This is a genomic window from Desulforapulum autotrophicum HRM2, from assembly GCF_000020365.1.
GTDB classification, from domain to species: domain Bacteria; phylum Desulfobacterota; class Desulfobacteria; order Desulfobacterales; family Desulfobacteraceae; genus Desulforapulum; species Desulforapulum autotrophicum.
Genome location: NC_012108.1, coordinates 3,378,677 through 3,399,929, shown reverse-complemented (window position 1 = coordinate 3,399,929; position 21,253 = coordinate 3,378,677). Strand labels below are relative to the sequence as shown.

The 21,253-nt window shown below is 45.4% G+C and carries 17 protein-coding genes; 13 read left to right on the top strand and 4 right to left on the bottom strand.

Translation table 11 applies throughout. From position 1 onward, the window contains the following. Positions 1 to 14: 14 nt before the first annotated feature. The 3 genes from HRM2_RS14765 to HRM2_RS14755 all read left to right on the top strand — a co-directional run bounded on the left by HRM2_RS14765 (position 15) and on the right by HRM2_RS14755 (position 4,480). Positions 15 to 1,520, top strand: a complete 1,506-nt coding sequence (locus HRM2_RS14765) for a DUF6056 family protein (RefSeq protein WP_015904834.1) — start codon at positions 15 to 17, stop codon at positions 1,518 to 1,520. Positions 1,521 to 1,607: 87 nt separating this feature from the next. Continuing rightward, the gene (locus tag HRM2_RS14760; RefSeq protein WP_015904833.1) at positions 1,608 to 3,038 is read left to right on the top strand and encodes an MBOAT family O-acyltransferase; all 1,431 of its coding nucleotides are present in this window, start codon (positions 1,608 to 1,610) and stop codon (positions 3,036 to 3,038) included. An 8-nt stretch (positions 3,039 to 3,046) separates the two neighbouring features. Continuing rightward, positions 3,047 to 4,480, top strand: coding sequence for an alginate O-acetyltransferase AlgX-related protein (locus HRM2_RS14755; RefSeq protein ID WP_015904832.1), 1,434 nt, complete (start codon positions 3,047 to 3,049; stop codon positions 4,478 to 4,480). A 53-nt stretch (positions 4,481 to 4,533) separates the two neighbouring features. Here HRM2_RS14755 and HRM2_RS14750 read toward each other — a convergent pair whose 3' ends face one another. The 4 genes from HRM2_RS14750 to HRM2_RS14735 all read right to left on the bottom strand — a co-directional run bounded on the left by HRM2_RS14750 (position 4,534) and on the right by HRM2_RS14735 (position 10,297). Next, positions 4,534 to 6,585, bottom strand: a complete 2,052-nt coding sequence (locus tag HRM2_RS14750) for an HAD family hydrolase (RefSeq protein ID WP_015904831.1) — start codon at positions 6,583 to 6,585, stop codon at positions 4,534 to 4,536. Continuing rightward, entirely contained in the window at positions 6,582 to 7,838 is a 1,257-nt protein-coding gene (locus tag HRM2_RS14745; RefSeq protein ID WP_015904830.1) for a glycosyltransferase, read from the bottom strand. Before HRM2_RS14745 ends, HRM2_RS14750 begins: the two co-directional genes overlap by 4 nt. Further along, positions 7,835 to 8,740 (bottom strand): glycosyltransferase family 2 protein, encoded by a 906-nt coding sequence (locus HRM2_RS14740; RefSeq protein WP_015904829.1) that lies wholly within the window; start codon positions 8,738 to 8,740, stop codon positions 7,835 to 7,837. The genes HRM2_RS14745 and HRM2_RS14740 overlap by 4 nt, the downstream gene beginning before the upstream one ends. Before the next feature lie 129 nt (positions 8,741 to 8,869). Further along, positions 8,870 to 10,297, bottom strand: a complete 1,428-nt coding sequence (locus HRM2_RS14735) for a glycosyltransferase (RefSeq protein WP_041273290.1) — start codon at positions 10,295 to 10,297, stop codon at positions 8,870 to 8,872. Positions 10,298 to 10,777: 480 nt separating this feature from the next. Here HRM2_RS14735 and HRM2_RS14730 point away from each other — a divergent pair, with 480 nt between their 5' ends. The 10 genes from HRM2_RS14730 (at position 10,778) to HRM2_RS14685 (ending at position 20,979) form a co-directional block, all read left to right on the top strand. Then, positions 10,778 to 10,984: a hypothetical protein gene (locus HRM2_RS14730; RefSeq protein ID WP_232364036.1), complete on the top strand. Its 207-nt coding sequence runs from the start codon at positions 10,778 to 10,780 to the stop codon at positions 10,982 to 10,984. 164 nt (positions 10,985 to 11,148) lie between these two features. Next, positions 11,149 to 12,543, top strand: coding sequence for a protoporphyrinogen/coproporphyrinogen oxidase (locus HRM2_RS14725; protein ID WP_015904826.1), 1,395 nt, complete (start codon positions 11,149 to 11,151; stop codon positions 12,541 to 12,543). Between the two features lie 4 nt (positions 12,544 to 12,547). Beyond that, complete coding sequence (locus tag HRM2_RS14720; RefSeq protein WP_015904825.1) at positions 12,548 to 13,474, top strand: glycosyltransferase family 2 protein; 927 nt, start codon at positions 12,548 to 12,550, stop codon at positions 13,472 to 13,474. Next, entirely contained in the window at positions 13,467 to 14,243 is a 777-nt protein-coding gene (locus HRM2_RS14715; protein WP_015904824.1) for a glycosyltransferase family 2 protein, read from the top strand. The genes HRM2_RS14720 and HRM2_RS14715 overlap by 8 nt, the downstream gene beginning before the upstream one ends. Further along, entirely contained in the window at positions 14,222 to 15,235 is a 1,014-nt protein-coding gene (locus HRM2_RS14710) for an NAD-dependent epimerase/dehydratase family protein (protein WP_015904823.1), read from the top strand. Before HRM2_RS14715 ends, HRM2_RS14710 begins: the two co-directional genes overlap by 22 nt. Continuing rightward, positions 15,232 to 16,191, top strand: a complete 960-nt coding sequence (locus tag HRM2_RS14705; RefSeq protein WP_041273289.1) for an MraY family glycosyltransferase — start codon at positions 15,232 to 15,234, stop codon at positions 16,189 to 16,191. Before HRM2_RS14710 ends, HRM2_RS14705 begins: the two co-directional genes overlap by 4 nt. Further along, positions 16,178 to 18,109: a polysaccharide biosynthesis protein gene (locus HRM2_RS14700; RefSeq protein ID WP_015904821.1), complete on the top strand. Its 1,932-nt coding sequence runs from the start codon at positions 16,178 to 16,180 to the stop codon at positions 18,107 to 18,109. Before HRM2_RS14705 ends, HRM2_RS14700 begins: the two co-directional genes overlap by 14 nt. A gap of 28 nt (positions 18,110 to 18,137) precedes the next feature. Further along, positions 18,138 to 19,136, top strand: a complete 999-nt coding sequence (locus HRM2_RS14695) for an NAD-dependent epimerase (RefSeq protein WP_187149256.1) — start codon at positions 18,138 to 18,140, stop codon at positions 19,134 to 19,136. Then, entirely contained in the window at positions 19,133 to 20,464 is a 1,332-nt protein-coding gene (locus HRM2_RS14690) for a UDP-glucose dehydrogenase family protein (RefSeq protein WP_015904819.1), read from the top strand. The genes HRM2_RS14695 and HRM2_RS14690 overlap by 4 nt, the downstream gene beginning before the upstream one ends. A gap of 224 nt (positions 20,465 to 20,688) precedes the next feature. Beyond that, the gene (locus tag HRM2_RS14685; RefSeq protein ID WP_015904818.1) at positions 20,689 to 20,979 is read left to right on the top strand and encodes a ComEA family DNA-binding protein; all 291 of its coding nucleotides are present in this window, start codon (positions 20,689 to 20,691) and stop codon (positions 20,977 to 20,979) included. Positions 20,980 to 21,253: the final 274 nt, after the last annotated feature.

The following is a 21,253-nucleotide window of genomic DNA, read 5'->3' as shown; positions in this document are numbered from 1 at the left end:
AAGGAATCATAATTATGTCTATTCGACAAAAAATAAGTAAAAAACACATCATATCTTTTTTAGGAGTCGGATTAATAATTTTTTTACAAAATTATTTTATAGTCATGTCACACGATGATTTTGGGTATGGTTCATTGTCGTATGGAGCAGAACATCCTGGGTTCCCCCATTTCAATTTTGAACATAATCAATATTCCCTTTTTGATATTTTAACCTATCTGAAATGGCACTATTTTGGATGGGGAGGAAGAGTAATATCCTATTTCTTTTTAATATCATTTTTAAAATTTGATTTAATTTTTTTTAAAATCACACAATCGATAATAGTATTTTCAGTATTAATTATGTTGGCCAGAATAAATAAGAAAGAAAAAGAACCTTTTGACGTTAAAATCTTAATCATATCAAGTTCAATGTATGGGTTAATCTCATTAGAGATAATGAGAGAAAGTGTCTTTTGGCCGTCCGCATCCGTAGGATATTTATGGACTAGCGTGTTAGCGATTTTTTTAATTCATTTCTGGCTCAAAGATGAGCCAGTCACTGTTATTAAAAAAGCAATATTTATTATATTGTTTTTCATCGGCGGATGCTCACAAGAACAGGTAGGTTTAGCTATAGTCAGTTTTATGTTAATGTCTACGATAGTTCAGTTGTTTATTAAAAAAAAAATACGTCTTGAAAATATTTTTTATGTTTTGTCGTCGATCATAGGATTTGTAATATTAATAATCTCACCAGGGAATAAACTTAGAATAAGCCACTCCTCATCTGGAGATTTTTTCAAAACACCATTTGTTGAAAGAACTATTACCCGATTAGGTCAACAGATAGATTTGTTATTTAATGAAAAAATGATATTGTTTATAGCAATATTTTTATTTTCATTGATGTTGATCTCACTAAAAAATACTAAATCACGTCAGGGGAACTCCCTCCTGAATTTAACAATGCCATTCGCTTATATGTTTTCAATAATAATGTATAGCTATGTTGTTTTACGTACAAATAGTGATATCCAAAAAGCTTTATTCTGTTTTTTGATAATAATGACAAGTTATACACTGTTTGTTGATTTGTTAGAAAACAAAAATCCCTGTTATATCTCATTGTTCGTTGGAATTTTGGCATCACATTTTAGTTTGATTGTAGCATTGCCAACCGGAAACAGAACATTATTTCCAACGATCATATTAATAATTGTATTTAGCATTTATGTATTACGGTTAGTTAACTATAACTTAAATAAAGGAATTATATCTGTATTGCTGTTGGCTGCTTTGCTAAATACTTCGTATATTGTACTTGGATACTATAATAATTATTCGATACATATGTATAATCATAATAAATTAAAAAAGTATAGTGAGATAAGTATCGATCAAGATATCATAAATATTAATCTGAAAAAATTTGATGTCAGATTTAGTGACAGCGCCCCATGGGTTTTTGTTTATCAAAAATGGTGGATAAAGAAATATTATTTACTGCCGTTGCAGGTTGAAATTAAATATGAATAGTCATTTTAGACAATCCCATAGTAGCGGTAAATGCTGCGAACATTGCCCTGCTTGACATTGCAGGGGGGATAACGTATAGAGGCCGCTATGGTTTTCAGTTCAATCACATTTATTTTTTATTTTTTACCGGTTTTTCTGCTGGGCTATTTTTTTACCCGGTACCGGAATGCTTTTCTGCTTCTGATCAGTCTTTTTTTTTACGCCTGGGGTGAAGTGGGGTATGTTTTTCTCATCCTGGGTTCAAGCATTGTCAACTACGGATTTGGCAGATGGATCGCAGCATCCCGGGACGGGCAGAAGAAGCGATTTCTCTTTGCGGGCATTTTTTTAAACCTGCTGGTGATTTGCGGATTTAAATACCTCACCTTTCTTACAACGACCCTCAATGCCCTGACCGGAATGATTGGATTTACCGGTATGCCCGTCTATTCAATTCATCTGCCCCTGGGTATTTCGTTTTTCACCTTCCAGGCCATGTCCTATCTGGTGGATGTCTACAGGGGGGATGCACCTGTGGAAAAAAATCCCTTTAACCTTATGCTCTATATTGCCATGTTCCCCCAACTGGTTGCAGGTCCCATCGTACGCTTCCAGAGTATTTATGCCAAGATTCATAAACGGGTTGTGACCCTTGACGCCTTTGTGGAGGGGATTGGTTATTTCATCATCGGCCTGGGGCAGAAGGTTTTGATTGCCAATACGGTTGCCTCCACAGCCGACAAAATTTTTGCTCTTCCCATGATCCAGCTTGATCAACCCCTTGCCTGGTTGGGGGCTGTCACCTATACCCTTCAAATTTACTATGATTTTGCGGGATACTCCAATATGGCCATCGGGCTGGGACTCATGGTTGGTTTCCGTTTTCCAGAGAATTTCAACTTTCCCTACGTTTCACGTTCCATCACCGAATTCTGGCGGCGTTGGCACATGACCCTTTCCCGCTGGTTCCGTGATTATCTTTATATCCCTCTTGGCGGCAACCAGAGGGGCGCAGCAAGAACCTATTTTAACCTTTTTGTTGTTTTTTTCCTCTGCGGCCTGTGGCATGGGGCCAGCTGGACATTTGTTGCCTGGGGTGTTTACCATGGTTGTTTTCTGATTGTTGAACGTATGGGGCTGTCCCGAATCCTGGGGCGAATGCCAAGGGGCCTGACCCACCTCTATGCCATGCTTGTGGTGGTGTTTGGTTGGGTCCTTTTCCGGGCGGAGAGTTTTTCCCAGGCAGGGATATTCATGCAGCGTATGGTGGGAATGGGAGCGCCTTCCCAGCATCAGTTCACCCTTGAATATTATTTGCAGACCGACGTTCTTCTGGCCCTTTTTATGGGGGTGGTCTTTTCCCTGCCCATCAAGGAGCTGATTCCTTTTTTCAGATTCGGTACAGCCGGGGAGTGCCATCGTGCTTTTTTCCTTTTGCGTTCCCTTTGTATGGTAACCTTTCAGGCGTTTCTGCTCTTTTTTTCCATTATGAGTCTTTCCTCCGGTTCGTATAACCCGTTTATTTATTTCAGGTTTTAATTCAAGGCATGGAAAAAATTCTCCACAGATATCTTAATATAACCGTTGTCCTTTTGTTCATGGCTGGAATTTGCCTGCCTCTTTTCACCCATCTTTATGGCCTGTTTGATACGGGTTATATTGAAACCGTTGAGAACAGGTACCCCCAGGTCAAGCCGTCCCTGCCCAGGAGTCTTGAGGCCCTTCACACCTATCCCCGGAAGATGACCGACTACATTAATGATCATTTCGGGTTCAGGGAGATGTTTATTCGCTGCCAGGGACTTTTTAACCATTTTTTGGGAATCACTTCGTCTGACCGGGTGATGATAGGCAAAGACGGCTGGCTTTTTTTAACGGATGAAGACATGGTTCCCCAGTATACCGGTGCCATGAATTTTTCCAGGGAGGATTTGGATAACTGGATCACAAAAATGGAAGAGAGGGGGGCCTGGCTCAAATTCAAGGGAATCCCCTTTTACGTGGTTATCCCTCCAAACAAGATGACGGTTTACCCGGAATTTCTACCGGATTATATCAATAAACTGCCGGTATTGACCCGCCTGGAACAGCTTGAAACCCAAGCCCCGGGATTTAAGAATTTTGTCTTTTGCAGCCTGCGGACCGGGATGATCCATGCCAGGAAAAATATGTCTGTTTATTATAAAACCGATTCCCACTGGAACTTTCACGGGGCTTTTTTTGCTTATCAGCAGATCATGGCTCTTTTAAAAAAGGATTTTCCCGATTTACATCCCCTGGGAGAGACGGATGTCGTATTGACGCCTGAGAAAAGCTTTGAGCAGGACCTTTCCAGAATTCTTCATCTGCCCGGAGCGTTTCCCGATACCAATGCAGATGGTTTTATTTTGAAGCAGCCGACCCGGGTAAAGAATCAAACCGTTCTGGACAAGGAAAAATCCTTTCCCAAAATTGTCCAAACCGGGCAAACGGGAAAACCAGTGGCCCTGGTTTTCAGGGATTCATACACCGATGCCATGGAACCTTTTTTGAACGAAACCTTTGGAACGGTGATCTATGCGGAATACCAGTGGATGGTTTTTGATAAACGACTTATTGAGGCTTATAAGCCGGATGTTGTGATTCACATCATGGTGGAACGTATGCTTCGATACAAACCTGACAATGCCTCCCTGGAGTCAACTGAAACAGGTTTTTCCATTAAAAAATGGGGGCCCCATCAGGTCAAGCAGGGTGAGCGATTCAACGTACAGTCAAACGGTCTTTCCGCCCTCTGGATGATCTGTGATGAGCTATCAGAAGACACGGTTATTGTTTGGAATAATACGCCTTTAAAGACCGATATCGATTTAACTGCCTTTTCCCTTGCTGCTGTTGTGCCGGATCAGTATTATGCAGCGCCCGGAAAATATCCGGTTTATCTGAAGAATACGCAAACCGGAGAGGTGACAGAACCGGTTTATTTTTATGTGACGCAATAAACTTGTCACACCAGGAAAAAAGTTCTGCGGAATGTGGCGATTCGGCCCGATTTCTATATAAAATAAGTCCGAATTTTATTTAAAACATTTCTTAAAAAATAAAAGGTCATGTACCGCACCTTGAAAAAGCGCGGGGATAGTATTTTCTTTTCAACCCCGCCGCTTCTGATGCGTGAGCCTGCCAGCCAGTGGCCTGTCAGATTCTTGGATTTATTTCCCCTTATAAACAAGAGCTTAATCGCCTGCACTTTATTGAACTTCGGCGCCAGGTCCTTACGGAAGGATTCCACCTGATCCGTGCAATAGGGAAATCGTCCCAGGTATTCGGCTTCTCCAGCGGTTGGATCGGTATAAAGGGTGTCCATCACCAGGGCGAGCCTGTGTTTGAGTGCGTACCTGTTTTCAATAGTGGCCCTGTGCAATTCCGGGTCCAGGTTTGAAAGGAATCTGAAAATCCCCTGGCGTAACGCATTTATCCAGGTCAACGTCTCTTGGCTGTAATTGAGAGTGTTAAAGACGGGTTTATACACGTCTTTTGACTCTGAAAAGGATACCGTTGATGCATGGTCGGCAGCCGTGAGAACCTCGAGTATGCAAAGCAGATTCAGCCCGATTTTGGTAAAGGGTGTTTCCCCCTTGTGATCAAAGAAATAGCAATCGGTTTTGCCGTACCTGGGTTTGAGTTTGCGGGTTAATCCAAAGTAAAAACCCGTGGGATCAGGCCGGTAACCGGTGCTGGAAATTATTTTTACCAATGACTCCTGGAGCCGTCCTGCCCACCCCATATCCACAATCCCGTAGGGGGTGTCTACTTCTAAAAGCCCTTCCTGCCTGAAGTATGCAAGGGTTTTTTTACGTGCGGATTCGGCCTGATGGCGTATGATATCTGAAAGCTCTGACGAGAGGATCAACTCTTTGAGCAAACGAATTTCCCTTGGCTTAAGCGGTCTTTCCAGGGGGACGGTCTTGCCGGTATAGCCCTGATAAATCAATTGAAGGATCTTGCCATCCAGACGTATGCGTTTTGAAAAGGCTTTTAAGGTTAGGAACGGCTGTTGATCGAGCAGCCACCCAAGCTCACGCTTGCCCAAGGCTGTTATGGAGGGAAGATGCCAGGATTGCCTGGAACCGTAGATGTATTTCAGTTCCAGGTCTGGAAAAAAAAATGGTTTTATCCGGGTGGCTATTTTAAACAGGACCTGGCCGTCCCGGGCGATAAAGTATAACCGTTTGAGCTTGTTTTGCTTTGCCTTGACCAGTATCTGGCTGACAAAGGCGTAGAGCAAGGGGCCTGCCACATTTGATCCGATATCGGCATACACCTTTTCACCCGGGGTAAGCCCTGGGGTTTGTAGGCGTGCCAGCCGGGTGGCACCGGCAAATTGTTGAAAGAAATACGAGGTGATTCCGGGATGAAAGCCACCACCACCCAGGGTCTCTTCATACCGGGTGTTGTCTGTCTGATTATAATAAAGGGTGGCCAGGCCGCATTGTTCGGCAGGAATAATATCAATGGCGTAGTTGTTGCCGATGTGGAGGATTTCCCCTGGTTTGCAATTTTCCCTTTCAAGGATGTATTTGAATAACTGGCCGCTGGCTTTAGTTCTGTTCAGATCGCTCGAGGCATAGATGGTGTCTTGGTCTTGGTAGACATTGATATGGCCTAGCAGCTTTTGGATATATTCGGAATTCAGGTACATATCCGTGGTAAAAATTATTTTTTTGGTCCTGGTTCTGGCTTTTTTAAGAAGCTCGACCATGGGGGCAATGGGCCGAATGGCATCCAGTTCCAGGGTAAACTCCATGGCCATCAAGGTGTCCTGGTCTGCGTCTGTCAGGGCGTTGTCGTCGCATATCACCTGGTAAATTTCCTTAAAATTTGCCTGGTTTTTTTGAAATCGTTTTTTGGCCGTTGCTTCTGCATTCATCCGAATTTGAACAAAACGGTTGATGAATTCCGGCCTAAAGGGTGACGTTTTCAACAGGTTTTTCTGTACCCCATAAAAAATGCCAAGGGGATGGACCACCCGTCGTGTTAAAAGTGTGTCAAAAATGTCAAAACTGATGATTTTGAATCCGTTCAAACGGGTATCCGGTATATTCATGTGATATCCAGCGCTTTCTTTTTGGGGTGTCTGTCTATTCCTCTTTTATAAAGATCAAGGTGGTTGTTAAAAAAACGGTCATAGCTGAATTTTTTTTCCACCTCTTTTCTGGCATTGGCACCCCATGTCTGGGAAACCTGTTTCTCCATTGCACGCTTCAGCCCGGAAGCCAGACCGTCCACATCCCTTTGTTCTACCATGAAACCGCTTTTTTCATGCTGAATCATCTCTGGAACCCCGCCGGTTCTAAACCCTACGGTGGGTGTGGCCGTGGCCATGGTTTCAAGGATCACAAGGGGCATGTTGTCTGCCAAAGAGCTGAATAAAAAAACATCAGCAGCGGAAAAAAGAATTGATTTCTCTGTGTCGCCCCTGACGTATCCAGTCACCATGCAACTAAAATCCTTAAATAATGCCTTTACTTCATCGTTGACGTTTCCCATCAAAATGAGAAAGGGGTTTGACTCTTTGATTTTTAACAGAGCCGCAAGGGCGTACTTGATTCCCTTGCGTGCATCCTCGAGAAAGGTGGCGATAATAATCACCACAAACCGGTCCGTTGGAATATTCAGTTTGGTCCTGGCAGCTATCTTATTAAACGGTTTATAGGCATTGGTGTTAATGCCGTTGGGTATGACAACGGGGTATTGGCCATTCAAGGAGGATTTGTCAACCATTCCGGCCATCCACCTGGAAGGGGTCACAATGGAAAGGTTGGAATTCCGGACCACCTTTTGTTTGATGGCCTGCATTGTGCCGGTCAGGTCGATGGGGGTATTGATGGGCCAGTTCCCAAGTTGGGGACAATGGGTACACCTGGATTTGAATCGCTCGCATCCCATGGGATAGAGGCATCCCCCGGTAAAGGGGGAGCAATCATGGAAAGTCCAGACGGTTGGCCTGAGCTTGGATATGATGGCCACGGTCAAGGGGGAGATGGCACCGCACAAATCATGAAAATGGACCAGGTCGTATTCAAGTATCCGTTTTTTGAACAAGAGGAATGTCAACTCCACCGGAACAATTTCCGGTAGGCCCATGTATCTGGACAGGGTGTGTATTCTTCTAAGGAGGAGGGCCGGAAGGGCCCGAGCCCCGTATAGCGGAAGTTTATTCCTGCCATCATGGGCGCCAATGGCAAAATAATGGTGGGCCTGGTGGCCTTTTTCATTAAAAAGAGTTGTTAATTCTTCTGCAACCAGGCTTGCTCCTCCACCGGCTCGATCTGCTTTGCTGATGTATGCTATTTTCAATGGTCTCTACTTTCGGGAATCTCAATGCGTTTTTTATAGTTAAAAAAGAACCCTTGAAGCCCGGAATAAAGAATTTTGAACTGCTGGGCAAAGGATTTTTTTAGCCGGTTCATGAGGATGATCCGCCGGACCAAAAACAGGAGGGCATCAAAAATGCCCAGGCCACTCTGGTAGGTTAAGTAGGCCACCTGGTTTCTGGCTTCATACAGAAATTTCCAGAGGTTCTGGTCGGTGATATCGGCATAATCAACCCCCTTGTTCTCAGGAAGTTGGTGAATGACCTGGCTGTCAGGTATGTAAAAGCCTGGAAAATGGGCCGTGATCCTGCCGCTGTATTCCCAGTCATCCAGCCAGATGAAAAATTCCTTGACCGGGTATCCCAGTCTCTGGATTGCTTTCCGGTTGATGAGCATGGAGACAAAAGAACAGCGGTCTATTTGAAAGCACCCATTGTGATCGGTCAGATACCAGTCCCAATAGACCTGGTTGGGCAGGGGGCTGTTCATGATGCATTTGTTGCCGTCTGTCCAGTTTACTCGGCTGGCCAGAAAACCGATCTCCTGTTCTTTTGCTTTGAATACCGGACAGGTGATGAGCCGTTCCAGGGCATCATCCTTTGGCAGGCTGTCATCGTCCATGATCCATATCCAATCGGCACCTTCTTCAAATGCCTGTTTGATGCCATGGTAGAATCCGCCTGCACCACCTGAATTTTCATCCAGAAGTCTGGGTCGGATGCGGTCGTTTTCCAGGTTTTTGAGGTAGGCCCGGGTTCCGTCCTTGCTCAGATTGTCCACCACGATGATTTCATCAACGGGCCGGGTCTGATTCAATACTGCCTGGATGGCCGTTTTTAATAATAAAAGTCGATTGTAGGTAACAATGACACAAATGATTTTCATGATATTTAAAAAAATCCTTTTCAGTTTCAATACCCTGCCTGGGGTATTGTCAAAAATGGGTTTGATTATCTTTGAAGTGGCCGAAACGGTTATAAAAGCCGAAAAAGTCGCCCTGTGTCATAATGGGAATCAATGGGGCGTCCTGAGGCGCATGTCACAATGGTTTAAAGAAAGATTCTGATTATAATGCGGGTCGTTTGTATTCAATCGTTTCTGCCATTTTTTTTTGTAAAGACGCACATCTTCCGGATAAATATCAGTTTGTTTTCTTTTTTCTGTCCGGTATTGGGTTTGGGGCACAAATAGATTTCTATACCCCTTTTCAAGGCATCCCATGGCAAAATCAAAGAGGGTATATATCCCCCCGTAGGCGTTGTCAAACCCCCCAAGCGCCTCCCAGATTTCTTTAGAAATGGCACAGCACCAGGGGTGGGTAAGGGATGTGTTCCGCATGATTGAAGCCGAGGCCAACAGGCCGGGCGTCTCAGACGGGAAGTCCATATAAAGACCCAGAGGAATGCCTTCCGGCCGGTTGATGAGGCCGGCATGGACAATTTTGTTATTCGATACAATTTTGCCGGTGATGCAGCCAATACCGGGAATTTGAAAGAAAGAGACCAGGGTGCTGTCCGTCTCTTCTTCCTCCCCTTGTATCCCCTCTCTTTTAATAAGAAAATAGGCTTTTCCTGAAGATTTGATCCGGTGGTTTAAAAATTCTGCAAGGTTTGGATGGCGGTTATAAATGATGGTGTCATGGGCTAATCTGTTTTTTAATCTTATCCCATAATTGCCCCGCCATGCATGTTCAAGTTCGTAGGCTTTCCCATTTATACCCCTGCGATCCAATGCATCCTGGACAGCCTTTACCCCTTTTTCAAAAATAAATGATTTTGCCTCCATGTCATAGGCGCATGAGGTTTCAGCCTGCCTGAAATTATAGAGCACCTTGGGGATATGAACCACACGATGGGTGACCTCGGCCAGGCGAAGCACAAAATCAAGGTCCTGGGAGCCTTCAAAATCTTTGCGGTAACCGCCAAGTTCCAGGAACAGGCTTCTTTTTGCCACCATCAGGTGAAACAGGTAATTTCCGGAAAGCAGGGTTTCGGGTGACCATGCAGGTTTGCTGATTCGGTCGTGCCTTTTGCCAGACGGTGAGATCAAATCCCTGTCGGAATAGATCAGATCCGGTCGGTCATGACCTGAAATTGTCCGGGCCGTTTCAAAAAGGGCATTCGGAGTGATACGGTCATCGTGGTCAAGGAAGGCGATATACTCTCCCGATGCCCGGCGGACACCCCTGTTGGTGGATTGACAGGTCCCCCTGTTCTTTCTATTTGTTAATACTTTGATCCGGGGGTCTTTTATTCGAGCGATTCGGGATAGACAGTTAAGGGTGCTCCGGTCATTGCTTGCATCGTCGACGAGTATCAATTCCCACTGTTGATAGGACTGGAACAGGGCGGATTCCACACATTCAATTAAAAGATTGCTGGGGGTGTTGTAAAGGGGGGTTACGATGGATATGAGCGGTTGATCTGGCCATTTTTTCGACAATCTATACTGTTCTTTCCAAGTAATGCTGGAGTTCTTCTCAAAATGTTCAAGCCAGTGACCGTAGTCAGGGTGTTGCGTTAGATGAAATCGTTCGAAATAGGCACTTCCAGGGACAGAGACCAATGGATAGAAAATTAGATTCCAGAGGCGCGCCATTCGTGGTTTGAACAGCGCTGCAACACGACGGACTTTGGGGACTCTTTGGACCAGTGTATGAAGAAGGCAAACAAGGTGATGATAAATCTTCCGGCTTCCTCTTGGTTGTCCCATCCATATCTTGGGGGCGGCACCTTTTATATTGTTTTCAGCTGCTAATTTAACTCTCACATTCCGCTCTTTGACTCTTGGGATTGATTTTCAATTCTCACTTCAATAATCTGCTGGGCGTTTTTAGTCAATGATATTGTCAGAATATCCCTTATTTATGTGGATTCTGGATTTACCTGGGGGCTTTTTTTAATGATCCCAGGGCTTAGGGCCATGGAAACAATAAAAGGTACCATCCAACTTGTCTTTTTACCTGTTTTCTGCGTTACGTCAATGCGCACATATTTCAATATGCTCCCATTGACGCGCCTTGAAACCAGGCAAAAATCCGGCGTTGGTCTGGCATATTTTAAAATTTCCATGACCCTTAAATCAATCATCAGTGTAAAATCCGGAGGGATACTTGGAAACATTGCTTGACCTGGTGTGGTTGGGGGAGTGGTCAAATATAAAAACCTTGATATTTTGTTGGGTGGTATACTATAAAGTGGCAGTTGTCAGTGAATTCAATCGTCCATCTGTGCTCACAGTGGGATGAAGAATATCAATCCGGGTGGGTGTTCAGGGTGGAGAGCTTTAGGCGTATGAAAATTTTAATTTTGGGGGGAGGACCCTGTGGACTCGGGGCTGCCTGGCGACTAAATGAAACCTGCCATGGGGATTATCTTCTTTGTGAGGCAAAGGAACAAATCGGTGGGCTTTCTGCTTCATTTCGGGATGATGAAGGCTTTGTCTGGGATATCGGCGGCCATGTATTGTTCAGCCACTATGGCTACTTTGATGCCGTCATGGATTCCCTTTTGGAAGAATCAGGCGGTTGGCTTGAGCACAACCGGGAAGCCTGGATCTGGATGCAGGATCGTTTTGTCTCCTATCCGTTGCAGAACAATATTCATCAACTTCCCCGAGACATTTATTGGGATTGCCTGAAGGGGATCATTGATATTCAAAACAGCGCCTTGGCTGAAAAACCCGATAATTTCGGGGCGTGGATTGATGCAACCTTTGGCAAGGGCCTGGCCCGATGGTTTTTGAATCCCTATAATTTTAAGGTCTGGGCGTGCACCCCGGATCAAATGGGCGTTTCATGGGTGGGAGAACGGGTTGCCCCTGTTGATTTGAAGCAGGTCCTCAAAAGTGCCCTGTTTCAGAATGAGGATACCACATGGGGACCCAATTCAAGGTTTAAGTTTCCCAGGTCCGGAGGAACGGGCGCCATTTGGAAGCGTTTGATGGAAAAACTGCCTAAAGATAAAATTCATTTGAATAAAAAAGCGATTGGGATTGATCCAAAAAAGAGACGTGTTCGATTCGAAAATGGTGAAAGTGAATCCTACGATATTTTAATAAATACAATGGCTTTGACTGATCTTTTAAAACTGATCGACCTTGACCAGCCCTTTGAAAAACCGTCTGAATTGCGTTATTCTTCCACCCATGTTGTGGGGCTTGCCCTTAAAGGATCACCTCCGGATGCGCTTGCTACCAAATGCTGGATCTATTTTCCCGAGGATAACAGTCCCTTTTACCGGGTAACCGTTTTCAGTAATTATTCGCCGAATAATGTTCCAGACAGTGACAACCAATGGTCGTTGATGTGCGAAGTGAGTGAAAGCCGTGACAAAAAGGTTGATCCTTCAACCATTGTGGCGGATGTCATTCAAGGCGCCTTAAATACAAAACTGATACCGGACCGTTCAATTCTTGATCATACCTGGTATCACCATGAAAAAAAGGGTTATCCGACCCCCACGCCAGGCAGGGACCCTGCGGTTACGCCCCTGCTCGTGCATCTCGAAGAGATGGGGATTTATTCCCGGGGCAGATTTGGTGCCTGGAAATATGAGGTCGGGAATATGGATCATTCTTTTATGCAGGGGGTCGAATGTGTCAATCATCTCACCTGTTCCGCAGAAGAGATGACCTTGTGGTATCCGAATGCTGTAAACAGCGCCCACCCTTCTGGAAGAAAGGTATGATGACATGATGTCGCCCCGGTTAAGTATTGTTTTTTTAAATTTTAATCGATTGGAAGAAACACGGCATACCCTGGAGCGGATCTGGCAGTTTTGTGAAAATCGGGATGATATCGAAATAATCGGTGTTGATAATGCTTCCAGCGATGGCACCCGGGAATATCTCAGGTCATGGTCCGATCGAATCCAGGTGATTGAACTCGAAGAGAATACTGGCATTGTCGGCCTGAATAAAGGGTTTGAACAGGCATGTGGGGACTATATTTTTGTTCTGGACGACGATTCCTACCCCGTGGACAGTGCTTGCCTGGACCGATTGATTGATTGTCTGGATACACACAAAGATATCGGGCTTGTGGCATGCCGAATTGAAACCCCCCTGGAAGTTCCTGTTCGTTCATGGCATCTTCCGTTGACAGACATTCCCCAGGAGTCAATGGCTTTTGTGGGGTGTGGGTTTGCCGTGCGAAGGGTGTTGTTTAAACGTGTTGGCTGGTTCCCAGAAAGTTTTTTCCTCTATCAGAATGAAATGGAAGTGGCGTTTCAAGTTGCAGGTTCGGGATGGCACATCCACTATGCTCCTGGATGCCGGGTGGTGCATCGTGAGGCGCCTAAGGGACGTACAGGCTGGCGCCAGGTTTTTTTTCCCACTCGAAATACGATTTGGCTGATACGAAAATATGCATCCCCTCCCTTTTCCGTTTATTTTATTCTTTCCCGCATGGCTATTGGACTGTTCCGCGCTTTGCAGGCAGGGGAATTCGCCTGTTTGGTTAAGGCCGTGAATCAAGGTCTTAAGGCAAATATCGTTCGGGAAAAACCGTCTTCTGACATGGATAAACGGTTTAAGACGTTTTGGCTGCAGAACAGTTTAATTCACCAGCTGTTTTACCTGTTTAAGGATCCACAAAAAAGTGTAAAAAAATATGATTGATCTCTCAGTTTCCATTGTGTCCCACAACAGCAGGAGTGACCTGGAATTGCTGATGCCCTCTTTGAAAAAGGCTTTAACAGGAATTTCCAGTGAGGTTCTTCTGGTGGATAATTGTTCCAGCGACGGTGCTGCTGATTTTGTTCGGTCGAACTATCCAGAGGTGATTCTTACGGAGAATTCAGTTCCCTGTGGATATGGGGCGAATCACAACAAGAATTTGAAACAGGTACGGGGGAAATATGTTCTTTTCATGAATTCAGACATGGTTATAATGCCCCCAGCGCTGACCTTGCTGTGTGATTTCATGGACAGGAACACGCATGTGGGACTATGCTGTCCCAATGTGTTGAACCCGGATGGCTCCTTGCAATACCTTAACAAGAATTATCCCAATCTCTTTGACCTGATGATTCGCCGGTTTGTTCCCGGGGCAGCGAAGTCGGTTTTTAAGAGGCGAATGGATGCCTATGAATTAAGGGAATCAGGATACAGGCGGTCTGTTCTGGTGCCATTTGTTTCAGGGTGCTTCATGTTTTGCAGAACAGGGGTGATACAACAGGTCAATGGATTTGACGAACGGTATTTCCTTTATTTTGAAGATGTGGACCTGTGCCGGAAAGTCCAGAAAATTGCCTTGACCATGAGTTGCCCCCAGGCACGGGTTGTTCACCGCTGGGAGCGTTCAGCCCATAAGGAGTTAAAGTGGTTTATTGTTTTTGTTCAGAGCGCTGTGCGGTATTTTAATAAATGGGGGTACCAATTCTTTTGAAGCAGGTGCTTGTCACAGGGGCAACAGGAATGGTTGGTCGATCCCTTGTCAATGCCCTTCTGAAAAAAGGGTATTGTGTCCGGGCACTGGTACGGAAAAAAGTGGATGAAGACATTCTGCCCGCCCGGGTTGAACAGGTTACAGGGGATATCACAGATGCTGCAAGTGTCTGTTCTGCAATGGCAGGGGTCTGTTTTGTATTTCATCTTGCCGCCCGCCTCCACGTGAATAATCCATCGCCAGATCAGAAGGAGCAGTACCAGGGTGTTAATGTGACTGGTACGTTAAATGTGATTGAGGCCGCAAGTTCTGCAAGGGTTGACCGCATTATCTTTTTCAGCACCATTTCAGTCTATGGGGCTGGTAAAAACAACCAGGCTGTGGATGAAGGATCGGAAACAATGCCAGATACCCTGTATGCCCGTACAAAATTAAAGGCAGAACAACTGATTGATCAGTTCTGTGCAGACCGTTCAGGTGCGCCCGAGGTGACTATTCTGCGCCTTGCCTCTGTCTATGGTGCAGGGGTGAAAGGCAATTACAGGTTGATGATCAACGCCGTGCAAAAGGGGGGATTCATCTTCTTGGGTAATGGGAATAATTGCCGAACCCTTGTCCATGAAGAGGATGTTGCCGCGGCAGCAATTCTTGCTGCCGAACACCCGATGGCTAGAGGCAAAATCTACAATGTGACGGATGGCACCACACATACGGTCAAAGCCATTGTAGGGGCCATTGCACGAGCCCTTGAAAGACAACCTCTGGAACTCCATGTCCATGAAACAATTATCCGGGCAATATTAAACCTGCTGGAATTGTCGTTGTTTCAAGGGTTGCCAGGGGTCGAAAAAATAGGATATATGATTAATAAAATGAATGAGCATGTTGCCGTCCGAGGAGAAAAAATCCAGCAGGATCTCGGGTTTGTTCCCCAATGGGGGCTGGACCGTGGAATGAAGCAAGCGTTGAAAGAGGGTCGGAGTAAACCGTGATATTCCTGTATGTGCTATCTTTATTATTCGGAGTCGCAGGTGCAGCTCTTTTTTTTCATAAAGGGGCTGCCGGGGGATTCCTGGACAACCCGAACCATCGTAGTTCCCATCGGGTTACCACCCCCAAGGGGGCCGGTCTGGGCTTTCTTGTTTCATTTGTTGCAGTCGCCTGGTGGCTGGAAACGGATCCGCTCTTCTGGCTTCCTTTGGCCCTGGTTTCGTTCATGGGGTTTGTTGATGACAGGATGGGGTTGCCTGCGCTGCCCAGGCTGGTCATCCAATTGATCGCAGGATCTGTCCTTGTTTTTGGTGTCTGTACTTGCTATATAACCTGGTGGAGTATACCGGCATGGGCTCTTTTTATGGCTGGAACAGCCAATTGCTATAATTTCATGGACGGGATAGACGGCATAGCCGCTTTGACCGCTGTTGCTGGGTTTTCAATGGTTGCATATTATCTTCACCTTGTGGGGGCTTTTGATGATTATGTCAGGGTAAGTCTTTGTACAGGGGCCGCATGCCTGGGGTTCCTTCCCTATAACCTCCCAAAGGCAAGGGTGTTTATGGGAGATACTGGAAGTCTTTTAATTGGTTTTTTATTTGGAGCGATCGTGTGCAGATTTTCTTTAAACGTCCATGAGTTTTTGATTCTGGTTTCGTTTATATTCCCCTTTTACTGTGATGAGTTGATTACAATGGCTTTGAGGCTGAAACAAAGAGAAAATTTGCTTGAACCCCACCGGCAGCACATCTATCAGATCCTTGCAAATGAAGGCGGTTTTTCCCACCTTAGCGTGGCAATCTTTTATGTGACAATTCAGATAATTGTTGGCTTTTTGATGATAATTATGCATAAGCAACCTGCAGTGGTTCTCTTTTTTTTGTTAACCCTGTTGTTTTTGTTTTTTGGGGTTTTGAGTTATTCGATTCGAAAAAAATATTATGAAAAATTCTGAATCTCCCAGCTTTCATAGAAATCTGATTATCGTTTTTTTGGTGGACGCCTTCCTTGCTGTTTGCGCAATCGTTCTGGCCTACATGATTCGGTTTGAATTCAACGTACCCGATATCATGAAGTCAGGGTTGGTACAGAGTGTCGCCCTGGTACTCGTGGTGAAGATGCCTGTTTTTTATGCCTTTAACATGTACCGGGGGATGTGGCGGTATACCAGCGGTTCCGATGTTGTCAACGTTATCAAAGCCTCTATTTTATCCTCCCTTCTGATAATGGCATTAGTCTTATTTGTTAAAAATTTCGGAGGGTTTTCCCGGTCTGTATTTGCCATAGATCTTTGCCTGACGATTTTTCTGCTGTCCGGGTTCAGGCTCTGCGTTAAAAAATATTTCGAGATAAGCGCTGGCAATCGGTTTTCCATGCTGACCACCATTGGAACCATTATCAAAGATATCTTTTTCCGGGAGAATGGCGCAACCAAATTATTAATCATTGGCGCTGGAAGTTGTGGTGAGAGAATTGTTCGGGAAATTATTAAAAATTCCATGCTTAAATATAAAGTCGTTGGTTTCCTAGATGATAATCCTAAAAAAATAGGAAAAACAATCCATGGGATTACCGTTCTGAATGTCATAGACTCCCTGGAAAAAGTGGCAAAAAAAGTTGAAGCAACTGAAGTTCTCATCGCCATCCCAACTGCCGAAGCATTTCATATGAGAAGAATTATTGACATCTGTAAGGACAGTGGCCTGAAATTTAAGATTATTCCGGACATGGGTGAATTAATTAACGGGAATGTGTCTGTGAGTGCCATAAGAGATCTTTCATTCAGGGATCTTCTGGGCAGGGAACCCGTGCGATTGGATCAAGGTCGAATTGGCGAGTACCTTGAAAACCAGGTTATACTTATAACGGGTGCCGGTGGTTCGATTGGGTCGGAACTTTGCAGGCAGATATGCCGATTTAACCCTGCAACGTTGGTCCTTTACGATAATGCCGAAACCCCGCTTTATGAAATTGACCATGAATTAAAAAATTATTTCAAACAGGTTAACATTGTTCCCGTACTGGGAGATATACGGGATCGATTTCAGTTTTCAAAGGCTTTGGAGGCCTATTCACCGGTTTCTGTTTTCCATGCTGCAGCCTATAAGCATGTTCCCATGTTGGAGATCCACCCATGGGAGGCTGTATTGAATAATATCATGGGAACAGTAAATGTGGCTGAATGCTGCAAAAGGTTGAATGTGCAGAGGTTTGTTCTCATGTCAACGGATAAAGCAGTCCGACCTTCAAGTGTCATGGGGGCCTCGAAACGCATTTCTGAGATTTTCGTTCAGAACCAGAGTACCTCTTTCGACCATCAAACAAAATTCATGATCGTTCGGTTTGGAAATGTTGCCGGAAGCGCCGGAAGTGTCGTTCCCCTTTTTAAAAAGCAGATCCGGTCAGGCGGTCCGGTTACCGTAACCCACCCAGATGTCACCCGTTTTTTTATGACCATTCCCGAAGCGTGCCAGCTTATTTTGCAGGCAGGTGCCATGGGGAAAGGTGGTGAAATATTTATCCTTGATATGGGCCGGCCTGTCAAAATAGCGGATATGGCGGCCGACATGATACGTCTCAGCGGTTACCAGCCCGGCAAGGACATCGCAATAAAGTATATCGGCCTAAGGCCTGGAGAAAAAATGTTTGAAGAACTTGTTGCGGAAAACGAGGTAACGCTGCCGACAGAGCATGATAAAATAACGGTTTTGAACGGTTCTGGGTATAATATGATAAAATTAAACGGAAAAATTGACCAATTAGAGCAATTTGCCCTTGAACAGAATTGTGAGATGATATTTTCCCTTTTTGAAGAAATTCTTCCGGGGTATCGCCCCTATGTGGAGAATGAATCTGCCTTTCCCCCAAATTAGGGGCAACCCAAATGGAATAAGTAAAATAATGAAAATAATGATTACAGGAGCCGCAGGATTTATCGGTTTTTTCTTGGGTAAAAAACTCCTGGAAAATGGTCACACGGTGTTTGGGGTGGACAATCTCAACGATTATTACGAGGTCGCCTTGAAAAAGGGACGGCTGGAGATTTTAAACCGTTTTGATAGCTTTTCATTTGAACGGCTGGATATTTCCGATAGAAGCGGGGTTGAACGATTGTTTGGTGCCAACCGCTTTGACGTGGTGGTCAATCTTGCGGCCCAGGCAGGGGTGCGTTACAGCATAGACAACCCCCATGCCTATGTGGATTCAAATCTTGTGGGGTTTGCTAATATCCTTGAGGGGTGCCGCCACGGCCGGGTGGGGCACCTGGTTTACGCCTCCTCAAGTTCAGTCTATGGCCAGAACAAAAAAATGCCTTTTTCCGTCACAGATTCGGTGGATCATCCGGTGTCTTTGTATGCTGCCACAAAAAAATCCAACGAACTCATGGCCCATGCCTATGCCCATCTCTATGGGATTCCCATGACGGGATTGCGGTTTTTCACGGTGTATGGTCCCTGGGGCCGTCCGGACATGGCCTACTTTAAGTTCACCCGGGCCATTCTTGCCGGAGAGCCCATTGATGTGTATAACCACGGCAACATGCGCCGGGATTTTACCTATATTGATGATATTGTCAAGGGCGTGGTGAAAGTGATGGAAAAACCGCCGGTGCCGGGAGAGTCCCTGGCCGACAGTGGCACCTCTGCCCCATACCGGCTCTACAATATTGGAAACAACCAACCCGTGGAACTGGGTCATTTTATCGAGGTCCTGGAAAAACATCTTGGGCAAAAGGCTGTAAAAAACATGCTCCCCATGCAGCCGGGAGACGTACCTGAAACCTATGCCGATATTGAAACCCTTGTACGGGATACAGGGTTTACCCCCGAGACATCCATTGACGAGGGCCTGGGTCGTTTTGTTCAGTGGTATCGAAAATTTTATAGGATATTTGAATGAAAATTACAATGATTGGAACCGGATATGTCGGGCTTGTCTCAGGGGCCTGTTTCTCTGAAATGGGAAGCCGTGTGACCTGCGTTGATGTGGATGAAAAAAAGATTGAAAATCTCAAACAGGGTATTCTGCCCATCTATGAACCCGGACTTGAGGCCATGGTTGTTCAGAACCATGCAGAAGGTCTGCTGGATTTTTCAACCTCCCTTGCCCGGGCCATGAAAACGTCGAGCATCTATTTTATTGCCGTTGGCACCCCCCAGGGTGAGGATGGGTCAGCTGATTTAACCTATGTGATCACGGTCGCCGCTGAAATTGGAAAAAACCTGGATAAATACGCTGTGATCGTTGATAAATCAACGGTTCCCGTGGGTACGGCTGACAAGGTTCGAGCCACCATTCAAAAAGAGCTTGATCTCAGGGGAGTTGATATCGGTTTTGACGTGGTGAGCAACCCTGAGTTTTTAAAGGAGGGGGCCGCCTTAAATGATTTCATGAAGCCTGACAGGATCATTGTCGGGGCAGATACTGAAAGTGCCCGCAAGGTTATGAAACGGCTCTATGCACCCTTTTCAAGAAACCGGGACAAGGTTATTTTCATGAGCGTCAGGGATGCTGAGATGACCAAATATGCGGCCAATTCCATGCTTGCCACCAAAATTTCCTTTATGAACGAGGTGGCCAACATCTGTGAGCGCCTTGGTGTGGATGTGGAGAATGTAAGAAAGGGGATTGGGTCCGACGCAAGGATCGGGTACTCGTTTATCTATCCCGGATGCGGTTATGGGGGGTCGTGTTTTCCTAAGGATGTCAAGGCGTTGATCCGGACCAGTGCGGAAAATGGTTTTGAACCTGACCTCTTAAATGCCGTGGAGCGAAGAAATGAACTTCAGAAGCTGTGGCTGTTCCAGAAGATCATCCATCGTTTGGGTGAGGATCTGACCGGGCGATCATTTGCCGTGTGGGGGCTTTCGTTTAAACCGGGGACAGACGACATGAGGGAAGCCTCTTCCGTGGTTCTTATTAATAAACTCATTGAGGCCGGTGCAGTGGTCCGTGCCTATGATCCCGTGGCCATGGCTGAAGCGGGCCGGGTGTTTCCCCATGCATGGTTTGACGATGGGCGCCTCGTTCTGGTTGACCAGTCCTATGAGGCCCTTGACGGTGTAGATGCCATGGTGCTTGTGACGGAATGGAAAACATTTCGTCAGCCTGATTTCAATGACATGAAGGCCCGCATGGCAAAACCGCTGATTTTTGACGGACGAAATCAGTATGACCCTGAAGAGGTAAGGGATTTGGGGTTTGAATATTTTGGTATTGGGCGGTAATTTTTTCTCTTGACATTTTTTACAGGGGTGCCAGAATAAGGGATAATCTTTCCTGGCCTCGCCTGTTACAGATTCATCGGTTGTGATTACCAGTCAACTATTCCAAATGGTTGAAACGCTTATTCGGATTGACGCTGTTTGTTCGACCTTTCAGGTAAATCTTTCCTTTTGGGAAGTCGAATCAATACTGTTAATGCCTTATGATAAGATGGTGGGAGGAACCTATGGATCAAAAGAAAAAATGTCTGACGTTGTTTGTTGCTGTCCTTGTATTGCTGTTTTTTATTACCATTCCGGCAATAGGGGCAGCGGAAAAGGTCAATATCAACACCGCAACCGAAAAAGAGCTGTGCACCCTTAAGCGGGTGGGCCCCCAGTATGCCCGAAGAATTATTGAGTACCGCACAAAGGTGGGTGCGTTTAAAACGCCCCAGGATATTTTACTGATAAAGGGGATAGGCCCCCAAACCTTTGAGGAGAACAAGGCTGTCATTGTGGTCAAGGATGACAAATAAGACAAAAGTCAAGGTTCGATTTCCCAAAAGGTTTACCACCCTACTTGAAACTAATTGTTATTGTATTATTATTAAAAACCATACTGGCTTGTCAGTGTGGTTTTTTTTGATTATATAGTGACTGTTCAAACACTATAGGACCGGCATGGCCAGTGCATGCTATCTGCTCTGGGCACAAGAAAAGTTCAAACACCTCTGTTTGCAATGCTTCGGTGGGTGTCTCATTTAAAAAAGGGCGGAACAGACAACAGAACCATAGGAGACTATAAAATTT

What these genes read in the sequence shown, in the direction of transcription:
- HRM2_RS14760 (WP_015904833.1), top strand. Translation starts at nt 1,608, where the DNA reads ATGGTTTTCAGTTCAATCACATTTATTTTTTATTTTTTACCGGTTTTT.
- HRM2_RS14740 (WP_015904829.1), bottom strand. Translation starts at nt 8,740, where the DNA reads ATGAAAATCATTTGTGTCATTGTTACCTACAATCGACTTTTATTATTA.
- HRM2_RS14755 (WP_015904832.1), top strand. Translation starts at nt 3,047, where the DNA reads ATGGAAAAAATTCTCCACAGATATCTTAATATAACCGTTGTCCTTTTG.
- HRM2_RS14730 (WP_232364036.1), top strand. Translation starts at nt 10,778, where the DNA reads ATGGAAACAATAAAAGGTACCATCCAACTTGTCTTTTTACCTGTTTTC.
- HRM2_RS14695 (WP_187149256.1), top strand. Translation starts at nt 18,138, where the DNA reads ATGAAAATAATGATTACAGGAGCCGCAGGATTTATCGGTTTTTTCTTG.
- HRM2_RS14720 (WP_015904825.1), top strand. Translation starts at nt 12,548, where the DNA reads ATGATGTCGCCCCGGTTAAGTATTGTTTTTTTAAATTTTAATCGATTG.
- HRM2_RS14685 (WP_015904818.1), top strand. Translation starts at nt 20,689, where the DNA reads ATGGATCAAAAGAAAAAATGTCTGACGTTGTTTGTTGCTGTCCTTGTA.
- HRM2_RS14690 (WP_015904819.1), top strand. Translation starts at nt 19,133, where the DNA reads ATGAAAATTACAATGATTGGAACCGGATATGTCGGGCTTGTCTCAGGG.
- HRM2_RS14725 (WP_015904826.1), top strand. Translation starts at nt 11,149, where the DNA reads ATGAAAATTTTAATTTTGGGGGGAGGACCCTGTGGACTCGGGGCTGCC.
- HRM2_RS14765 (WP_015904834.1), top strand. Translation starts at nt 15, where the DNA reads ATGTCTATTCGACAAAAAATAAGTAAAAAACACATCATATCTTTTTTA.
- HRM2_RS14715 (WP_015904824.1), top strand. Translation starts at nt 13,467, where the DNA reads ATGATTGATCTCTCAGTTTCCATTGTGTCCCACAACAGCAGGAGTGAC.
- HRM2_RS14700 (WP_015904821.1), top strand. Translation starts at nt 16,178, where the DNA reads ATGAAAAATTCTGAATCTCCCAGCTTTCATAGAAATCTGATTATCGTT.
- HRM2_RS14710 (WP_015904823.1), top strand. Translation starts at nt 14,222, where the DNA reads ATGGGGGTACCAATTCTTTTGAAGCAGGTGCTTGTCACAGGGGCAACA.
- HRM2_RS14750 (WP_015904831.1), bottom strand. Translation starts at nt 6,585, where the DNA reads ATGAATATACCGGATACCCGTTTGAACGGATTCAAAATCATCAGTTTT.